15 protein-coding genes and 1 tRNA gene are annotated in these 16,220 nt (G+C 63.4%); 10 read left to right on the top strand and 6 right to left on the bottom strand.

Features of this window, described 5'->3' with window-relative positions:
* Window positions 1-127: 127 nt before the first annotated feature.
* From J3A98_RS20620 to J3A98_RS20610, 3 genes are read left to right on the top strand one after another with little or no spacing between them, the layout of a single operon-like run.
* Complete coding sequence (locus J3A98_RS20620) at window positions 128-913, top strand: energy transducer TonB (RefSeq protein ID WP_209968076.1); 786 nt, start codon at window positions 128-130, stop codon at window positions 911-913.
* Window positions 910-1,365, top strand: a complete 456-nt coding sequence (gene rimI, locus J3A98_RS20615) for a ribosomal protein S18-alanine N-acetyltransferase (protein WP_004575708.1) — start codon at window positions 910-912, stop codon at window positions 1,363-1,365. Before J3A98_RS20620 ends, rimI begins: the two co-directional genes overlap by 4 nt.
* Before the next feature lie 57 nt (window positions 1,366-1,422).
* Window positions 1,423-1,998 (top strand): D-Ala-D-Ala carboxypeptidase family metallohydrolase, encoded by a 576-nt coding sequence (locus J3A98_RS20610; RefSeq protein WP_209968074.1) that lies wholly within the window; start codon window positions 1,423-1,425, stop codon window positions 1,996-1,998.
* On the opposite strand, the gene J3A98_RS20605 is transcribed toward J3A98_RS20610, so the two are convergent.
* Window positions 1,938-2,855 (bottom strand): LysR substrate-binding domain-containing protein, encoded by a 918-nt coding sequence (locus J3A98_RS20605; protein WP_209968072.1) that lies wholly within the window; start codon window positions 2,853-2,855, stop codon window positions 1,938-1,940. The two genes, J3A98_RS20610 and J3A98_RS20605, sit on opposite strands and share 61 nt — an antisense overlap.
* Window positions 2,856-3,082: 227 nt before the next feature.
* Between J3A98_RS20605 and J3A98_RS20600 the strand changes: the two genes are divergently transcribed.
* Window positions 3,083-3,697, top strand: coding sequence for a LysE family translocator (locus J3A98_RS20600; protein WP_209968070.1), 615 nt, complete (start codon window positions 3,083-3,085; stop codon window positions 3,695-3,697).
* 130 nt (window positions 3,698-3,827) lie between these two features.
* On the opposite strand, the gene J3A98_RS20595 is transcribed toward J3A98_RS20600, so the two are convergent.
* Both J3A98_RS20595 and J3A98_RS20590 read right to left on the bottom strand, forming a co-directional pair.
* Window positions 3,828-3,904 (bottom strand) — tRNA-Met (locus tag J3A98_RS20595).
* 95 nt (window positions 3,905-3,999) lie between these two features.
* A complete protein-coding gene (locus J3A98_RS20590) occupies window positions 4,000-4,923 on the bottom strand; it encodes a FecR domain-containing protein (RefSeq protein WP_176685008.1) in 924 nt (307 codons plus the stop codon).
* Window positions 4,924-5,116: 193 nt separating this feature from the next.
* Here J3A98_RS20590 and J3A98_RS20585 point away from each other — a divergent pair, with 193 nt between their 5' ends.
* The 3 genes from J3A98_RS20585 (at window position 5,117) to J3A98_RS20575 (ending at window position 7,812) form a co-directional block, all read left to right on the top strand.
* Window positions 5,117-6,331: an MFS transporter gene (locus J3A98_RS20585; RefSeq protein WP_176684940.1), complete on the top strand. Its 1,215-nt coding sequence runs from the start codon at window positions 5,117-5,119 to the stop codon at window positions 6,329-6,331.
* Window positions 6,332-6,433: 102 nt separating this feature from the next.
* Window positions 6,434-6,571 carry a hypothetical protein gene (locus tag J3A98_RS20580; RefSeq protein WP_209968068.1) on the top strand — a complete coding sequence of 46 codons (138 nt, stop codon included), beginning with the start codon at window positions 6,434-6,436 and terminating at the stop codon, window positions 6,569-6,571.
* A gap of 83 nt (window positions 6,572-6,654) precedes the next feature.
* Window positions 6,655-7,812, top strand: coding sequence for an MFS transporter (locus J3A98_RS20575; protein WP_176684942.1), 1,158 nt, complete (start codon window positions 6,655-6,657; stop codon window positions 7,810-7,812).
* A gap of 7 nt (window positions 7,813-7,819) precedes the next feature.
* Here the strand turns inward: J3A98_RS20575 and J3A98_RS20570 are convergent, their stop codons facing one another.
* Window positions 7,820-8,776, bottom strand: coding sequence for a FecR domain-containing protein (locus J3A98_RS20570; protein WP_209968066.1), 957 nt, complete (start codon window positions 8,774-8,776; stop codon window positions 7,820-7,822).
* Window positions 8,763-9,278, bottom strand: coding sequence for a sigma-70 family RNA polymerase sigma factor (locus J3A98_RS20565; protein WP_176684944.1), 516 nt, complete (start codon window positions 9,276-9,278; stop codon window positions 8,763-8,765). The genes J3A98_RS20570 and J3A98_RS20565 overlap by 14 nt, the downstream gene beginning before the upstream one ends.
* Window positions 9,279-9,449: 171 nt before the next feature.
* Between J3A98_RS20565 and J3A98_RS20560 the strand changes: the two genes are divergently transcribed.
* The 3 genes from J3A98_RS20560 to J3A98_RS20550 are packed head-to-tail and all read left to right on the top strand — an operon-like array spanning window position 9,450 to window position 13,644.
* Window positions 9,450-10,076 (top strand): DNA-3-methyladenine glycosylase, encoded by a 627-nt coding sequence (locus J3A98_RS20560; RefSeq protein ID WP_209968065.1) that lies wholly within the window; start codon window positions 9,450-9,452, stop codon window positions 10,074-10,076.
* Window positions 10,077-10,123: 47 nt separating this feature from the next.
* Window positions 10,124-11,176, top strand: coding sequence for a bifunctional DNA-binding transcriptional regulator/O6-methylguanine-DNA methyltransferase Ada (ada, locus tag J3A98_RS20555; RefSeq protein ID WP_176684946.1), 1,053 nt, complete (start codon window positions 10,124-10,126; stop codon window positions 11,174-11,176).
* Window positions 11,177-11,232: 56 nt separating this feature from the next.
* Window positions 11,233-13,644: a DUF3772 domain-containing protein gene (locus tag J3A98_RS20550; protein ID WP_209968063.1), complete on the top strand. Its 2,412-nt coding sequence runs from the start codon at window positions 11,233-11,235 to the stop codon at window positions 13,642-13,644.
* Between the two features lie 1,137 nt (window positions 13,645-14,781).
* Here the strand turns inward: J3A98_RS20550 and J3A98_RS20545 are convergent.
* Entirely contained in the window at window positions 14,782-16,212 is a 1,431-nt protein-coding gene (locus J3A98_RS20545) for an aldehyde dehydrogenase family protein (RefSeq protein ID WP_209968061.1), read from the bottom strand.
* Between the last annotated feature and the right edge of the window lie 8 nt (window positions 16,213-16,220).

Here is a 16,220-nt window from a genome sequence, read left to right as displayed (position 1 = left end):
ATAACCATGGGATGTGTAGGTGTAGGGCGTTGTTGATGCGGTGGCGCTCGGTCTGATAGGCGCTGCAAAAACCACGGCGTACACGTTAGAATGCCCAATTGCCTTCACGCCCTCGGATATCCGCCCCTTGCTGACCGAACCCCGTCGCCGCGCCTACCTTTCCGCCATGCAAGTGGTGCACTGGCTGCCGCGTGCCGAACTGCCGTTCGCCGCACCGTCGCGGCCCGAGCTGCTGCTGCCGGTTGTGCCGGTCGAGGACATCGATTTCGAGGTCAGGCCGGCATCGGCAACCAACGAAACGCCCGTCATCCCCCAGGCCCGCTCCGGCGAGCGGCCTAAAATCGAGATCCCGCGCCCGGGCAGTGTGGCAAAACCCGCCGTCAAGCCCACCGAGGCACAAGAGCAGCCCGCTGCTCCGCGCCCGGCGCCGGTGCCGCCACCGCGCTTTTCGCTGCAGTTGTTGCGCGCCGGCAGTTGCCTGCTGCTGGTGGAACTGGCCACCGGTCAGCCGTTCCAGAGCCGCGATCCCTCCTATCTGCTGCTTAAGGACATGCTGCGCGCTGCCGGCCTGCCCGACGCCCCGCAGATCATCGGCGAGCCGGTGCGCTGGCCACTGCTGGTGCGCGGCAACATGGACCAGGGGCCGGAGGCTGCGCGCGATTTCGTCCAGGGCTTCGTTCAGGCGCGCCTGGAAGACGCCCCGTGTACCTGTCTGTGGCTGGTCGGCCTGCCGGCACTGCGTTTTGCCGCCAATGCCGATGCCGACGCCTATTACCAAACCCTGACGCTCGACGGCCTGGGCGACGCCTGGGCATTGCCGGGCCTTGAACTGTTGATGGACGAGCCGCAACGCAAGGCGGACGTCTGGAAAGCCATGCGCCAGCTGATGGCGCGCTGGAAGAGCGTTGAATGAGTGACTCGATCAGCTTCCGCCCGATGACCGAGGCGGATCTGGATGCCGTACTCAAGATCGAATATGCCGCATTCAGTCATCCCTGGACACGTGGAATTTTTCAGGATGCGCTCAAATCGTACGAAGTCTGGCTGATGTTCGACGGCCAGCAGCAAGTGGGCCATGGCGTGATCAACGTGATCATCGATGAAGCGCACCTGCTCAACATCACCGTAAAACCGGAAAACCAAGGGTGCGGCCTGGGCCTGCGCCTGCTCGAGCACCTGATGGCCCGGGCCTATCAGCTCAATGGCCGCGAGTGTTTTCTGGAAGTGCGCGCCAGCAACCAGTCGGCCTATCGTTTATACGAACGTTACGGTTTCAACGAAATTGGCCGCCGCCGCGACTATTACCCGATCGCCGGCGGCCGTGAAGACGCTCTGGTAATGGCCTGTACCCTGTTCGAAGACTGATCTTGCAGGGGCGTACCTGGGCGCGCAGGCTTTGTTCTCGGCAGGGACGGATAAAGAATGAGACAACTGCTTTTGGCAGCGGGCCTGTGTATCGCAAGCGCTGCCCACGCGGACGAGCGCGACGTGTGGATGTTCGCCCAGTGGGCGGGCGATCATCAAACCCGCCCCTTCCGTGAAATGCTGGTAGATGCCCGGCTTTACGGTGTAGTGCCAATCCACCAGTTGCTGCGCTCGGCATCGGACTGGAAGTTGTGCCATGCATCGCCTTTCGCCGTGCCGCCCCCCGGCAATTGGGCGGCTGTACGCTCGACCCTCGCGTTGATCAAGGCCCTTGACGATCAAGGCATCCTGCGCCAGTTCGAGGTGGTTTCGGCTTACCGTGAGCCGCGCCTGAACGCCTGTGCGGGCGGGGCGGCCAACAGTGCGCATACCCGCGCTTTCGCCGTCGATATACTGCTGCCGGCCTGGGCCGATCCCAATCCGCTGTGCCGTTTCTGGCAGCAGCATGGGCAAACCTGGAACATGGGGCTGGGCCGCTACCCATCAGGCCGTATCCATTTGGATACCGCCGGCTATCGCACCTGGGGTGGCGATGGCAGCGCAGGGGTGTCGTTCTGCATCAAACCCAAATGAGCCAGGCAGCCTCGGCTTTCGTCCATTACCCACTCGGCGAAGCGCTGGCGCTTGCTGCTGTCGGCCAGAGGCTGTGGGCTGAGCAGGTGGTAGGCCGAGCCATCGCGCATAAAACCGAACGGCGCCTGCAACTGCCCGCTGTCGAGTTCGTCGCGCACCATCAGGGCTGAGGCAATGGCCAGGCCCAGTCCGGCGCTGGCGGCCTGAATCGACAGGTAGAAATGTTCGTAGTCGCTGCGTTCGCAGTGCCGCGCCTGCTGGCCGCTCAGGCGCAGCCAAGTGGGCCAGGCAGCAGGGCGTGTGGTGCTGTGCAGCAGCCGTTGGCCATCGAGTATGGCGCTGGCGGCGGAGTGGCACACCGGGCCGATCCATTCATCACAGATTTTCTGGCTGTACAGCTGGTTGTCCCAGTGGAAGTCGTCGCGGCGAATTGCCAGGTCGACACCGCTGCGCGCGAAGTCCAGCGGGCCGCCTGCGGCTACCAGGTGCAACTGAAGGTCGGGGTGGGTGGCATGGAAGCGCGGCAGGCGCGGAATCAGCCAGCGCATGGCGATGGTCGGTTCGCAAGACAGCACCAGCACATTGTCGCGAGCTTGTTGCTGCAGGCGCTGCACGGCGCCTTCGAGTTGTTCGAAGATCGCCTGGGTGGTGCCTTGCAGGGCACGGCCGGCGGGGGTGAGGAAAATGGCCCGGTTTCGGCGCTCGAACAGTTCCACGCCAAGGCTTTCTTCAAGCAGGCGAACTTGGCGGCTGATCGCGCCGTGAGTGACATGCAAGTGCTCGGCGGCACGCACGAAGCTCTCGGTCTGGGCGGCGATGTCGAAGTAGCGGAAGGCGTTGAGTGGCGGCAGTTTCATGATATCCCTGTGCAGCTGTGTCGGGCTCTTCGCGGGTAAACCCGCTCCTACATGGCCACATATTTCCCTGTAGGAGCGGGTTTACCCGCGAAGAGGCCAAGGCAGGCTGTACATATCTGTGAATAAAACTATCAGATTCATCTCAGCATAAATCGATTTTTCCGCATCTGTAAGCGCTCGATAATCGGCGGTCTGTGCATTTCCATCGCCTATCGAGAGCCCTCAGCATGACCGAACTCATCGCCGTCGCCCTGTTCACCCTGCTCGCCGTCATCAGCCCCGGCGCAGACTTCGCCATGGTCACCCGCAGCAGCTATGCGCAGGGCCGCAAGGCCGGGCTGGCTGCCGCCATAGGTATCGCCCTGGGGGTGCAGGTGCATGTGTTGTACACGGTGTTGGGCATTGCCGTGATCATCAGCCAGAGCCCGACGCTGTTCTTCGTCATGAAGGTGCTGGGTGCGGGCTACCTGATCTACCTCGGGTACAAGTCATTGACCAACATGCAACGTATCAGCCTGGACGGAGTTGGCCAGTCTGCTGCCAGCGTACTGCAAGCGCTGCGCACCGGCTTTTTGACCAACGCCCTCAACCCCAAGACCATGTTGTTTGTCATCAGCGCCTTCACCCAAGTGGTTCAGCCTGGTAGCTCGCTGGCGCTGAACTTCGCCTACGGTGCGTTCATGTCCGTTGCCCATTGGCTGTGGTTTAGCCTGGTGGCGGTATTTTTCTCCAGTACGGCATTGCGCAGGGCGATGATCGAGCGGCAAGTGCTGGTGGACCGAGCCATTGGTCTGGCATTGATCGGGCTTGGCCTGGCTGTGGCGGTGACCGGAATACGTTGAGGCGACGATAGCAGCGCCGAAACCTGTGATTCGGCGCCCGGCTGCTGCTGGATTGGTTAGCGCGGGCATCAGTAACTTTTTCGCAGGCAAAGAAAAAGGGCTTACCTTGCGGTAAGCCCTTTGTCTTGTTTGGTGGCTACACAGGGACTTGAACCCCGGACCCCAGCATTATGAATGCTATGCTCTAACCAACTGAGCTATGTAGCCGATGGCGCGCATTATTCTCTTGAACGCCCCCCCTGTCAACACTCAATTCAAAAAAAATTTGCACGCTTTCAAAAACTTAGCGGCCAGCCCCGGTTTCAGCGCACCACAAGCCAGTACCCGAGCACGTCCAGCAACTGCAACTGCTGGGCTGCAGCCAGGGATTGCAGGCTTTGGCCAGGCCGGTCCAGGTTGAAGTCGCCGCTCACACGGCGATGGGCCACTTGTTCATCCATCATCCACAGGCGCTGCCCTTGGTAACCGGCGAGGCGCTCCAGCACCTGCCTCAATGGCATGTCTGTGGCTTTCAGGCGGCCATTGCGCCAACTGTCAGCGGTTTTCAGATCAGCCTTCTGCACCCGGCCGATGCGTGTGTCATCGAAGGTTACCCGCTCACCTGCCGAGACCATTCGCTGATCACCCCCCTGGGTGACCATGGCCTTGCCACTGAATACCACGAGTTCGTCACGCCCTGCATGGCGGGCTATCTGCAAGCGCGTGCCGTATACCTGGATGCGTGCGTTGCCAACTTCCACTTCCATGGCCCGCCCGTCGAGCATCACTTCCATATGCACCTGGCCCTGCACCAGGTGCAGTTGGCGGGTGCGGCCGCGCAGGTCGATGTTCATCGCGCTGGCGCTGTCCAGGTTCAAGGTCGTGCCATCTGCCAAGCGTATGCTGCGGCGTTCTCCCTCATCGGTGTGCAGCTCGCTGGTCAGACGCTGCATCAGCGGCCAGTACAGGTAAGCAGCAGCACCCAACCCTAGCAAGAACGCAAGCGCCAACCATTTACCCAAGTGACTGCGACGGACAGTGACATGCCGTGGGCGAGGGCGGGCAGGTGCTGGTTGCAGCTGTTGCCAGAACGTCTCGAGCTCGGCGTAGGCGTGGGCGTTCTCTTGTACCTGGCACCAGGCCGCGAATGCTTGGCGCTGGGTTTCGTCGCAACCGGGTTGGCGCAGCAACGAAAACCACTCCAGCGCGTCCTGCTGTGGGTCGGGCTGCAGCTGCTTGGCGGGCATCGGGCTCATGGGTTAAGTCTGCTCACGACAGGGGCCGTTTCGCCCAACGATGACAGGAGTGTTTAGCAGAGGATGCTAATTATATTGAGAACCATTTTCAAGTGCGTGGTGACAGGGGGATAAAAAAGGTAGCTATGTATCTATTTGTTTCCCGATAATCGGATCCCAAACCTGAGGACGGAGATTTAGGCAAATGGCCACCAGTAGTGCCTCCACCGCATCCCCCCCGGCAGCGGCAAGCCAAGCCACGCCGTTGGTGATGCGTATCATCGGCTTCTGCGCCTTGGCGCACTTGATCAACGACCTGATCCAGGCGGTGCTGCCGGCAATCTACCCGATGCTCAAGGCCAACTACGACCTGAGCTTCGCCCAGATCGGCATGATCACCCTGACGTTCCAGATCACCGCCTCGCTGTTGCAGCCTTGGGTCGGCTTCTTTACCGACCGCCGGCCCACGCCAGATCTGCTGCCGCTAGGCACCCTGTGCACGTTGGTCGGGATCGTGATGCTGGCCTTCGTTGGCAGCTTCCCGATGATCCTGCTGGCGTCGGCGCTGGTGGGCATCGGCTCGTCGACCTTCCACCCGGAAACCTCGCGCATTGCAAGGCTGGCGTCGGGCGGGCGCTTCGGCCTGGCCCAATCGACCTTTCAGGTCGGTGGCAACACCGGCTCCGCTCTGGGCCCGCTACTGGCAGCGGCCATCGTCATTCCGTTCGGCCAGACCCATGTGGCGTGGTTCGGTGTGGCAGGGCTGTTCTTCCTCGGCGTCACCCTGATGCTGCGCGGCTGGTACAAGGAGCACCTCAATCAGGCCAAGGCGCGCAAGGCGGTTCAGGCTACCCACGGCATTTCGCGCAATCGGGTAATTGCGGCGTTGATCGTGCTGGGCCTGCTGGTGTTTTCCAAGTACTTCTACATGGCCAGCTTCACCAGCTACTTTACCTTCTATCTGATCGAGAAGTTCGGTGTGTCGGTGGCCAGTTCGCAGCTGCACCTGTTCCTGTTCCTCGGCGCGGTGGCGGCGGGCACCTTCTTTGGCGGGCCTATCGGTGACCGTATCGGGCGCAAGGCTGTGATCTGGTTTTCGATACTGGGCGTGACGCCGTTCACGCTGGCGCTGCCGTATGCCGATTTGTTCTGGACCACAGTACTGAGCGTGGTGATCGGCTTTATCCTGGCTTCGGCGTTTTCCGCGATCGTGGTGTATGCGCAAGAACTGGTGCCGGGCAGCGTGGGCATGATTGCCGGTATCTTCTTTGGCCTGATGTTCGGTTTTGGTGGCATTGGCGCTGCGCTGCTGGGGTACGTAGCGGACCTGCGGGGTATCGAATATGTATACGGGTTGTGCTCGTTCCTGCCATTGTTCGGATTGTTGGCGGTGTTCCTGCCAAGTACAGGTAAACGCTGAATGCACCGGGGGCCTGGCAGAGGCCCCTGGGCAATTGACGAGCCCCCTGGAGGTGGCTAGAGTGCCGCCTCTTTTTCAATCACCTGCGTAGTAGCCAAAGCAATGCGCCGTACCCAGTCCCTCCCACACACCCGTCAGCCTGCCTTCCAGGCACTGCGTCGTGCATGGCCGAGTGACACGGTGCTCAAGCGCCGCCGCAGCGTGCTGTTTGCCTTCACCTTCTCGCCACACCTCGCCTGAACTGATCTGCGCTTTCGCGTCGCTCGCCATTCTGGCGTGCGCGCCTGTTTCTGCACGTCTTTTCGGTTTGCCAGGAGTGGTACATGAACATGCGTTTATTGGCGGGCTTGTTGTTCGCCGTTTCTGTCGTGGGTTTCAGTTTGGGGGCCAGCTTGCCGCTGGTGTCGTTGCGTCTGCATGAGGCGGGGGCGAGCACACTCGAAATCGGCATCATCTCGGCCATCCCTGCCGCCGGCATGATGCTCTCGGCTTTTCTGGTCGACGTCTGCTGCCGCCATCTCACCCGGCGTACCATCTATCTGCTGTGTTTCAGCCTGTGCACGGTCAGCATCGCCTTGCTCGAGTCGGCGTTCGGCTCGTTGTGGCTGCTGGCGCTGCTGCGCTTGGGCCTGGGGCTTGGCATGGGGATCGCCATCATCCTCGGCGAGTCGTGGGTCAACGAATTGTGCCCCGAACATAACCGCGGCAAGATCATGGCCCTGTACGCCACCAGCTTTACGGGCTTTCAGGTGCTCGGCCCGGCCATGCTGGCAGTGCTGGGCGCCGACAGCCCGTGGATCACGGGTGTCGTCACGGTCTGTTATGGGCTGGCGCTGCTGTGCATCGTGCTGACCGTGCCCAACGACCATGTCGCGCACGAAGAGGGCGAAAAAAGCTTCGGTTTGGCCGGGTTCTTCCGGGTGGCACCGGCGTTGTGCATGGCGGTGCTGTTCTTCTCGTTCTTCGATGCCGTGGTGCTGTCGCTGCTGCCGGTGTACGCCACCAGCCATGGCTTTGCCGTTGGCGTGGCGGCGTTGATGGTGACGGTGGTGTTTGCCGGTGACATGCTGTTCCAGCTGCCGCTGGGCTGGTTGGCCGACCGGGTTGAGCGCACAGGGCTGCACCTGGCGTGCGGGCTGGTGGCGATGGTGATCGGCATCGGTTTGCCCTGGCTGCTGAATCTTACCTGGCTGCTGTGGCCATTGCTGGTGGTGCTGGGCGCGGTGGCGGGGGGCATCTATACCCTGGCGCTGGTGCTTATCGGGCAGCGCTTCAAGGGCCAGGACCTGGTCACTGCCAATGCCAGTGTGGGCTTGCTGTGGGGCGTGGGCAGCCTGGTCGGGCCGCTGATCAGTGGGGCGGCCATGAATGTCGCGCCGCATGGTTTGCCCATGGCGCTGGCACTGATGGCCGGGCTGTTCGTGTGCTTTGCCAGGCAGTCATACCGGCGCCGTGGGCGGATACGGGCTGTGGCGCAGTAGTATTCCTTTACGCCGCGCCGATGCTTACCCAGTAGCGCGTCCTGTACTCGACCCGTACGGGCAGGCTGCGGGTGAGCAGTTGCAGGATTTGCCCGGTGTCAGCCAGCTGATAGGTGCCTGAAACCTTCAAGCCCGCCACTTCTGGAGCGCAGCGCAACAGCCCCGGTCGGTAGCGGCCGAGTTCGCTGACAAACTCGGCAAGTGGCATCTGCTGCACGCTGAGTACACCTTCGGTCCAGCCCCAGGGGTCGTTCTGCAGCGTTCTGGCCTGAATGCTGCCGTTGGTTCCGACTTGCAGGGTTTCACCCGGCAGCACTTGCCTCGCTGAGGCCGAGGCAGGGAACAGCGTGACTTCACCACGACGCACCGACAGCAGCAGTCCATGGCTGTTATCGCGTAGCAACAGCTGACCATCGAAGGTGGTCAGCGGGCCGACATGGGTGGCGACGTGGAACGGGCGGTTGTCGTTGGGGTTGCTGTCCAGGCTGACTTCGCCATGGATCAGTTTCAGCTGGCGTTGCACCGCGCTGTAGCGCAAATCGATGGCACTGGCGGTGTTGAGCTGGAGACGGCTGCCGTCACTGCCTTGCCATTGGCGCCGTTCGCCTGTGGCGGTGCTGGTGTCGGCCAGCAGCTGTGGCAGGCCTAGCGGTTCGCGCGCGGCCCAGCCCAGGCTGCCGCCCACGGCCAACAGCCCCAGCAATTTCAGGTGGTCCCTGCGGCTGGCTTTTGGGCGCTGGCTAGCGTCCAGGGTGCGTCGGCTCAGGTCCTTGGGCAGCCCGGCCAGTTCATCGCCCAGATTACTGACCCGCTGCCAGGCCAGGCGGTTGTGTGGGTGGCTGGCCAGCCAGTGCTGGAACTGCTGCTCGGTGCGCGGGCTGGGGCTGTCGAAACGCAGCTTCACCAGCCAGTCGATGGCCTGATCGACCTGCACCTGTGCGGGTGTACCCTCAGGCATCGGCATAGCGCAACCGGTAGCAGGCGCCCAGGGCTTTGGCCAGGTCGCGCTCAACGGTGGCCCTGGACACCTCCAGACGTTGGGCAACCTGTACGATGCTCAAACCGTCTAACTGGGCCAGCAGGAACGCTTGGCGGACGCGCGGTTTCAACTGCTGCAAGGCGCGGTCGAGGCGTTCCAGGCTATCGAGGATGACAAGCTTATGCTCTTCGCTGGGCACTTCTGCTTCGGGCAGGTGAGCCAGGCTTTCCTGGTAGGCCCGCTCCAGCGCGCGGCGGCGAAACTGGTCGATCATCAAGCCACGGGCGATGCTGCTGAGGTAGGCGCGCGGTTCTTTAAGCGGCGACACCTGGCGGGCGCGCAGCAACCGCACGAAGGTATCCTGGGCCAGGTCTGCGGCATGTTCACTGCAACCGACCCGGCTGCGTAACCAGCCACGCAACCAGGCGTGGTGAGACTGGTAGAGCAGAGCGACGTCGGTGGGCTTGAGCGTGTCGTTGATCTGCATCGTAGAGAAGGCCCAGTCCAGTGATATGTGCGATTGTGAATAGTTCTCAATTCTATGCGGGGAAGATGGCGCGGAGCAATGGCATGCCAAAGATTAGCTGCGCAAGAACCGGCGTTTGCCCGATGAACGGCTGCGCTAAGCTGGGCCTGCACTCGACTTGATGGAGGTGCCATGATGCTGGCCGACCTTTCGCCTGAGGCCTATCGCGAGGCCACGCAACACCTGGCTGCACTTGACCCGGATTGGTCGCGGCATATCGCAGCGATCGGGCCCTGCCTGCATCAGGCTACGCCGGGACGTGAGCCTTATGAGGCGTTGGTGCGGGCGATTGCCTACCAGCAGTTGCACGCCCGTGCCGCCGAGGCGATCCTCGGGCGGTTGCTGGCGCTGTTCCCGGCGGATGATTTTCCGCAGCCAGAGCAGTTGCTGGCGGTAACCCCGGAAACCCTGCGTGCCTGCGGCTTTTCGGCGAGCAAGCTGGTGACGGTCCAGGGCATTGCTCAAGCCACCCTGGAGGGCCTGGTGCCGACGCGGGAGCAGGCGTTAGCCTTGGCTGACGAGGCGTTGATCGAACGCCTGGTAGCGCTGCGGGGGGTAGGGCGGTGGACGGTGGATATGCTGCTGATCTATAGCCTGGGGAGGTCTGACATTCTGCCAGTGGACGATTTTGGCGTGCGCGAGGGGTATCGGCGGCTCAAGGGGCTGGAGAAGGCGCCAACACCGGCGCAAATGCGCTCTCTGGGCGGCGCCTGGCGGCCGTTTCGTACCGTGGCGGCCTGGTACCTGTGGCGGGCCTGAGGTTTTTGCATCGCCTGTACAGGCAACAACATATCCGGGAATCATAGATGAACCTGTACACCACCCCCGACCAACGCTGGCAAGCCGTAGCGTGCCGAGACACTGCCGCAACGGGCCACTTTGTCTATGCCGTACGTACCACCGGCGTCTACTGCCACCCCGGCTGCAAATCACGCCAGGCCAAGCGCATGAACGTCGAGTTCTACGACTCCGCTGCGGCCGCCGAGGCTGCCGGCTACCGTGCCTGCAAACGCTGTATCAGCAAGGCCAGTACCACCCGACATAGCCAGCTTGTCACCCACGCCTGCCGCTTGATCGAAGCCAGCGACCCCGCGCCAAGCCTCGACCAACTCGGTGCACGGCTGGCCGTCAGCCCTTTCCACCTGCATCGGCTGTTCAAGGCTGAAACCGGGGTCACCCCCAAAGCCTACGCCACGGCCTTCCGTGCCCGGCGGCTGCGTGCGCACCTGGAAGACGGCCAGCGTTCGGTCACCGATGCTATCTACGACGCCGGCTACAACTCCAACAGCCGCTTCTACGAAAGCGCCGACCAGCGCCTGGGCATGCGCCCCCGGCAATACCGCGCCGGCGGCGCCGGGGCAACCATTCACTTCGCTCTTGGGCAGTGCTCGCTGGGTGCAATACTGGTAGCCCAGAGCGACAAGGGCATCTGCGCGATTCTGCTGGGCGACGACCCCGAGGCCTTGTTGCACGACCTGCAGGACCAGTTCCCCAAGGCCCACCTGATTGGCGGTGACAGCGCCTACGAACAGCTGGTCGCCGAAGTGATCGGTTTCGTCGAAGCGCCGGCCTTGGGCCTGGCCTTGCCGCTGGATGTGCAAGGCACCGCGTTTCAGGAGCGGGTGTGGCAGGCGCTGCGTGAGGTGCCGGCCGGCAGCCGGGTCAGCTACACCGACATCGCCGAGCGCATTGGCGCCCCCAAGGCTGTGCGGGCGGTAGCCATGGCCTGCGCGGCCAACCCTATTGCCGTGGCCATCCCTTGCCACCGCGTGGTGCGCCGGGATGGCGACATCAGCGGCTACCGCTGGGGCGTGGAGCGCAAACAGCAATTGCTGAAGCGAGAAACGGCACTCTCCTGACTGCCCCAAGCCGCGTAGAATCCCCCGCCAAATCGAATTGCTAAGAGGAATATTCGATGAGGCGTGTCAGCCTTGACCGTTATTGCCCGGGTCTGCTTGTCCTGCTGGCCCTGATGCTGGTACTTGCCAGCCCGGCCTGGTCGGCCCCGGCCACGCCATTGTCCAACCTGGCGGCTGCCGAAGCGCCAGCACTGGACGAAAACGCCAGCCTCGAACAGCTGAGCGACCGCTTGGACCTCATCCGCCAGGGCGTCACCAGCGAGGCCAACGACGACGTGCTGTCGCAACTGCGGCTGGCTGCGATGCAGGTTCAGCGTCAAGCTGATGCATTGAGTGCGCAGCGCACTGCCGATGTGGGAAAGCTCGACGACCAACTGAAGGTCATCGGCCCAGCCCAGCCGGACGAGGCCGCTACCCTGACGCAGCAGCGCAAAGCGCTGGAGGCCGATAAAAAGGCGCTGGTAGCTCAGCAGGATCAGGCCACCAAGCTGACCCAGTCGGCCCGCGACCTGTCCACGCAAATCGTCAACCTGCGCCGCAGCCAGTTCAACTCGCAAATCACCAGCCGTGCGGCCTCGCCGCTGAGCCCGGCGTTCTGGCAGAGCATCATCCGCCCCACCCAGGACGACGTGGCGCGCCTGCGTGACCTGCGCGGCGAGGCGGCCGATGCCATCGGCAGCGCCTTCAGCGCCGAAAACCGCTGGCAGTTCGTTGCCAGCCTGGTGGCAGCGATTCTGGTGTGGACGTTGGTGCGGCGCGTGCTTGAACGCATGCTGGCCAGTGCCATGGTCCGCTGGTTGCCAGACGGCCGCCTGCGCCGCAGCGCCTTGGCTCTGGGCGTTAGCCTGGCAACCCTGGGCACCATCGCCGGCTCGGTTTCGTTGCTGCGCTGGGGGCTGGAAAGCAATGCGCAATTGGGTTCGGACATCGCCAGCCTGACCAACCACATTCTCACTCTGGTAGTGTTCAGTGCCTTCATCACCGGCCTGGGCCGCGCCATGCTGATGTTGCAGCGCCCGTCCTGGCGGCTGCCGGCGATCCACGACCAAGTCGCCAGTGCGTTGGGCTGGTTCCCGAAGGTGCTGGCATTGGCACTGATGTTCATGATGACCATGGAGCGCATGAACAGCGTGATCGGCGTCAGTCTGGCGCTGACGGTGGCCGTCAACGGGCTGACCGCACTGGTGGTGGCGTCCACCTTTGCCGGCGCGCTGCTGTGTTACCGCCGCACCCTGCGCAAGCATGACCTGCAGCGCCCGACGGGCCTGGCCGGGCTGATCCCGTTCGTGATGGTCATCTGGCTGACGTTGATCCTGCTGGCACTGTTCACTGGCTACCTGACACTCGCCTATTTCCTCACCGCCAAGCTGTTGTGGGTCAGCCTGGTGATCACCTGTGCCTACTTGCTGACCACCTTCCTCGGCGACCTGTGCGAAACCCTGCTGTCGCCCCGCCAGCCCGGTGGCCTGGCACTGGCCTCGACCCTGGGCCTGGCGCCTCGTCACCAGGCGCAGGTCAGCACCATACTGGCCGGTGTCGGCCGCACCATCGTGCTGTTCCTGGCGCTGTTGCTGGTGTTGATGCCGTCAGGCACCAGCCCCAGCGAATTGCTGCTGAGCCTTGGCGACTGGGATGGGACCGGGGGCAAGCTACTCGGCAACCTTAACATCGTGCCGCAGGACATCCTGCTGGCCCTGGCGATCTTCCTCGGCGGCCTGTTCGCCATCCGTGTGGTCAAGCGCTGGCTAAGCGATCGCCTGCTGCCGGAAACCGACATGGACGCCGGCATGCGCGCCTCGTTGGTAACCCTGGTAGGTTACCTGGGTTTCCTGTTCCTGGTCATGCTGGTGATGTCGACCCTGCGCATCAACCTCACCAGCCTGACCTGGGTGGTCAGTGCCCTGTCGGTCGGTATCGGTTTCGGTTTGCAGCAGATCGTGCAGAACTTCATTTCCGGCCTGATCCTGCTGACCGAGCGCCCGGTCAAGGTAGGCGACTGGGTCAGCCTGGCGGGTGTCGAGGGCGATATCCGCCGCATCAATGTACGCGCCACCGAGATCCAGATGTCTGACCGTTCCACGGTGATCGTGCCCAACTCGCAGTTCATCTCGCAGAACGTGCGCAACGTGACCATGGGCAATGCGCTGGGTGTGGTCAGCATTACCCTGACACTGCCGCTGGAGACTGATGCCAACCGTGTGCGGGAGCTGCTGCTGGCGGCTTACCATGAGCATGAGGCGATTCTGGACGCGCCCGCTGCCTCGGTATCATTCAAGGACCTGACGGCCAGCGGTATGGTGATCGGTGTGAGTGGCTACGTGGCCGGGCCGCGGCAGGTGTCGGGCACCCGCAGCGATCTTTTGTTCACCATTCTTGGCCGGTTGCGTGATGAAGGTATTCCACTGTCTTCGCCGCAGAGCATGGTGCTGGTGCAGGAAGGTGCGCGGTCGGCGGACGAGTCGGTGTAGGCATCGGGGGGCTGTCCAGCTTGTAGGAGCGGGTTCACCCGCGAAAGGGCCGACCCTGCTGGCCAATCCCCACCCGCCTTTCACCGTTGCCGCCGCCACCGTATTCGCGGGTAAACCCGCTCCTACCATAGATTGGTGGTGGACACGCACCGGGGATTGGACACAGGCCGCCGTGTAGGAGCGGGTTCACCCGCGAAGAGGCCGGCCCTGCTGGCCAATCTCCACCCGCCGTTCACCGTTGCCGCCGCCACCGTATTCGCGGGTAAACCCGCTCCTACGCAGATTGGTGGTGGACACACCTCGGGGGTTGGACACAAGCCGTCGTGTAGGAGCGGGTTTACCCGCGAAGAGGCCGGCCCTGCTGGCCAATTTCCCCCCGCCGTTCACTGTTGCCGCCGCCACCGTATTCGCGGGTAAACCCGCTCCTACGCGGATTGGTGGTGGACACACCTCGGGGGGGGACACAGGCCGTGTAGGAGCGGGTTCACCCGCGAAGAGGCCGGCCCTGCTGGCCAATCTCCACCCGCCGTTCACCGTTGCCGCCGCCACCGTATTCGCGGGTAAACCCGCTCCTACGCAGATTGGTGGTGGACACACCTCGGGGGGGGACACAGGCCGCCGTGTAGGAGCGGGTTCACCCGCGAAGAGGCCGGCCCTGCTGGCCAATCTCCACCCGCCGTTCACCGTTGCCGCCGCCACCGTATTCGCGGGTAAACCCGCTCCTACGCAGATTGGTGGTGGACACACCTCGGGGGTTGGACACAAGCCGTCGTGTAGGAGCGGGTTTACCCGCGAAGAGGCCGGCCCTGCTGGCCAATCTCCACCCGCCGTTCACCGTTGCCGCCGCCACCGTATTCGCGGGTAAACCCGCTCCTACGCAGATTGGTGGTGGACACACCTCGGGGGTTGGACACAGGCCGTCGTGTAGGAGCGGGTTCACCCGCGAAGAGGCCGGCCCTGCTGGCCAATTTCCCCCCGCCGTTCACTGTTGCCGCCGCCACCGTATTCGCGGGTAAACCCGCTCCTACCAGCGATTGGTGGTGGACACACACCGGGGGTTGGACACAGGCCGCTGTAGGAGCGGGTTTACCCGCGAACACCGGCAGAGCCGGTGCCATAACGCGGTCCCTTGCGATATCAGCCCAGGCAGCGCGTCACATGCTTGACCGACTGATAGGCTGACAACCCCCAAGGCCCCAGCTCACGGCCGATCCCGCTGCCCTTGGTGCCACCCCATGACGTTTCGACGAACACCGCCTGCACCGAGTTGATCCACACATGGCCAACCTCCAGCGCATCGGCCACGCGCTCGGCGCGCTCCAGGTCGGCGGAGCACACCGTGGCGACCAGCCCAAAGCGGCTGTCATTGGCTTCGGCAATGGCCTGCTCCTCGGTGGTAAAGCGCCGTGCGCAGAGCACTGGGCCAAAGATTTCCTCGGTCCATAGGCGGCTGTCTTTCGGCACATCGGTATACAGCGTCGGGCTGACGAACCAGCCTTCACGGTCCAGTGCATGGCCGCCAGCCAGGCACTGCAAACCTTCTTCGCGCGCCGTGGCAAAGTAACTGGCCACCTTCAGCCACTGCGCCTGGCTGGTCAGCGGGCCCATGTCGACCTCTTCGGTCAAAGGATTACCCACCCGCAAGTTTTCCAGTGCCGCCTGCAAGCGCGGCAGCAGAGCATCGGCAATGCCGTCCTGTACCAGCAGCCGCGATGTGGCCGAACACATCTGGCCGGCGTTCCAGCTGATGCCGGCAACAATCCATTCCACCGCTTGGTCGACATCGCAATCCTCGAACACAACGATGGCCGACTTGCCGCCCAGTTCCAGCGTCACCGGTCGGCACTGCGCCGAAGCGCTGCGCATCACCTGGCTGCCGACGCTGTTGCTACCTGTGAACGACAACTTGTCCAGGCCGTTGTGGTTGCTTAGCGCGGCGCCGGTCTCGGCCTTGCCGTTGATGATGTTCAGTACCCCGGCCGGCAGGCCCAAGGCGTCGGCGATCTGGCCGTAGGCCTGCTCGATCAGCGGCGTGACCTCTGAAGGCTTGAGCACCACGGTGCACCCGGCGGCCAGGGCCGGGGCAAGTTTCCAGGCGCTGGTCACCAACGGGAAGTTCCACGGCACGATCAGGCCGACCACGCCCACCGGTTCAAGGCGGGTGCGGGCGGTGAAACCCGGCGCAGCCAGCGGCACAGTGCGGTTTTTCGATGGCAGCTGCTCGGCCAGCTCGGCGTAATAGCCAAAGGTGGCGATGGCGTCATCCAGGTCGATTTCCGCTTCGTGACGCGGTTTGCCGTTATTGCGCATCTGCACGCTGACAAGCGCTTCACGGCGCTGCCCGAGCTGTTCGGCAAAACCACGCAGGAAGGCGGCACGTTCACTGGCGCAGGTGCTTTTCCAGGCGGGCAGGGCGCTGCGGGCAGCGGCGACGGCCTGGTCGACCTGGCTCACGCTGGCGGCCATCAGCTCGGCGAACGGTTGCCCCAGCGCAGGGTCGTTGACGCTGATGCAGTCGCTGCCTTGGCCTTCGACCCAATGGCCGGCGATATAGTGGGAAGTGGTCATGGTCGGTT

This window comes from Pseudomonas sp. BP6 (assembly GCF_017875935.1).
GTDB classification, from domain to species: Bacteria; Pseudomonadota; Gammaproteobacteria; order Pseudomonadales; family Pseudomonadaceae; genus Aquipseudomonas; species Aquipseudomonas putida_Y.
The sequence above is the reverse complement of the archived record's forward strand: the minus strand, read 5'-3'. Positions and strand labels throughout refer to the sequence as shown.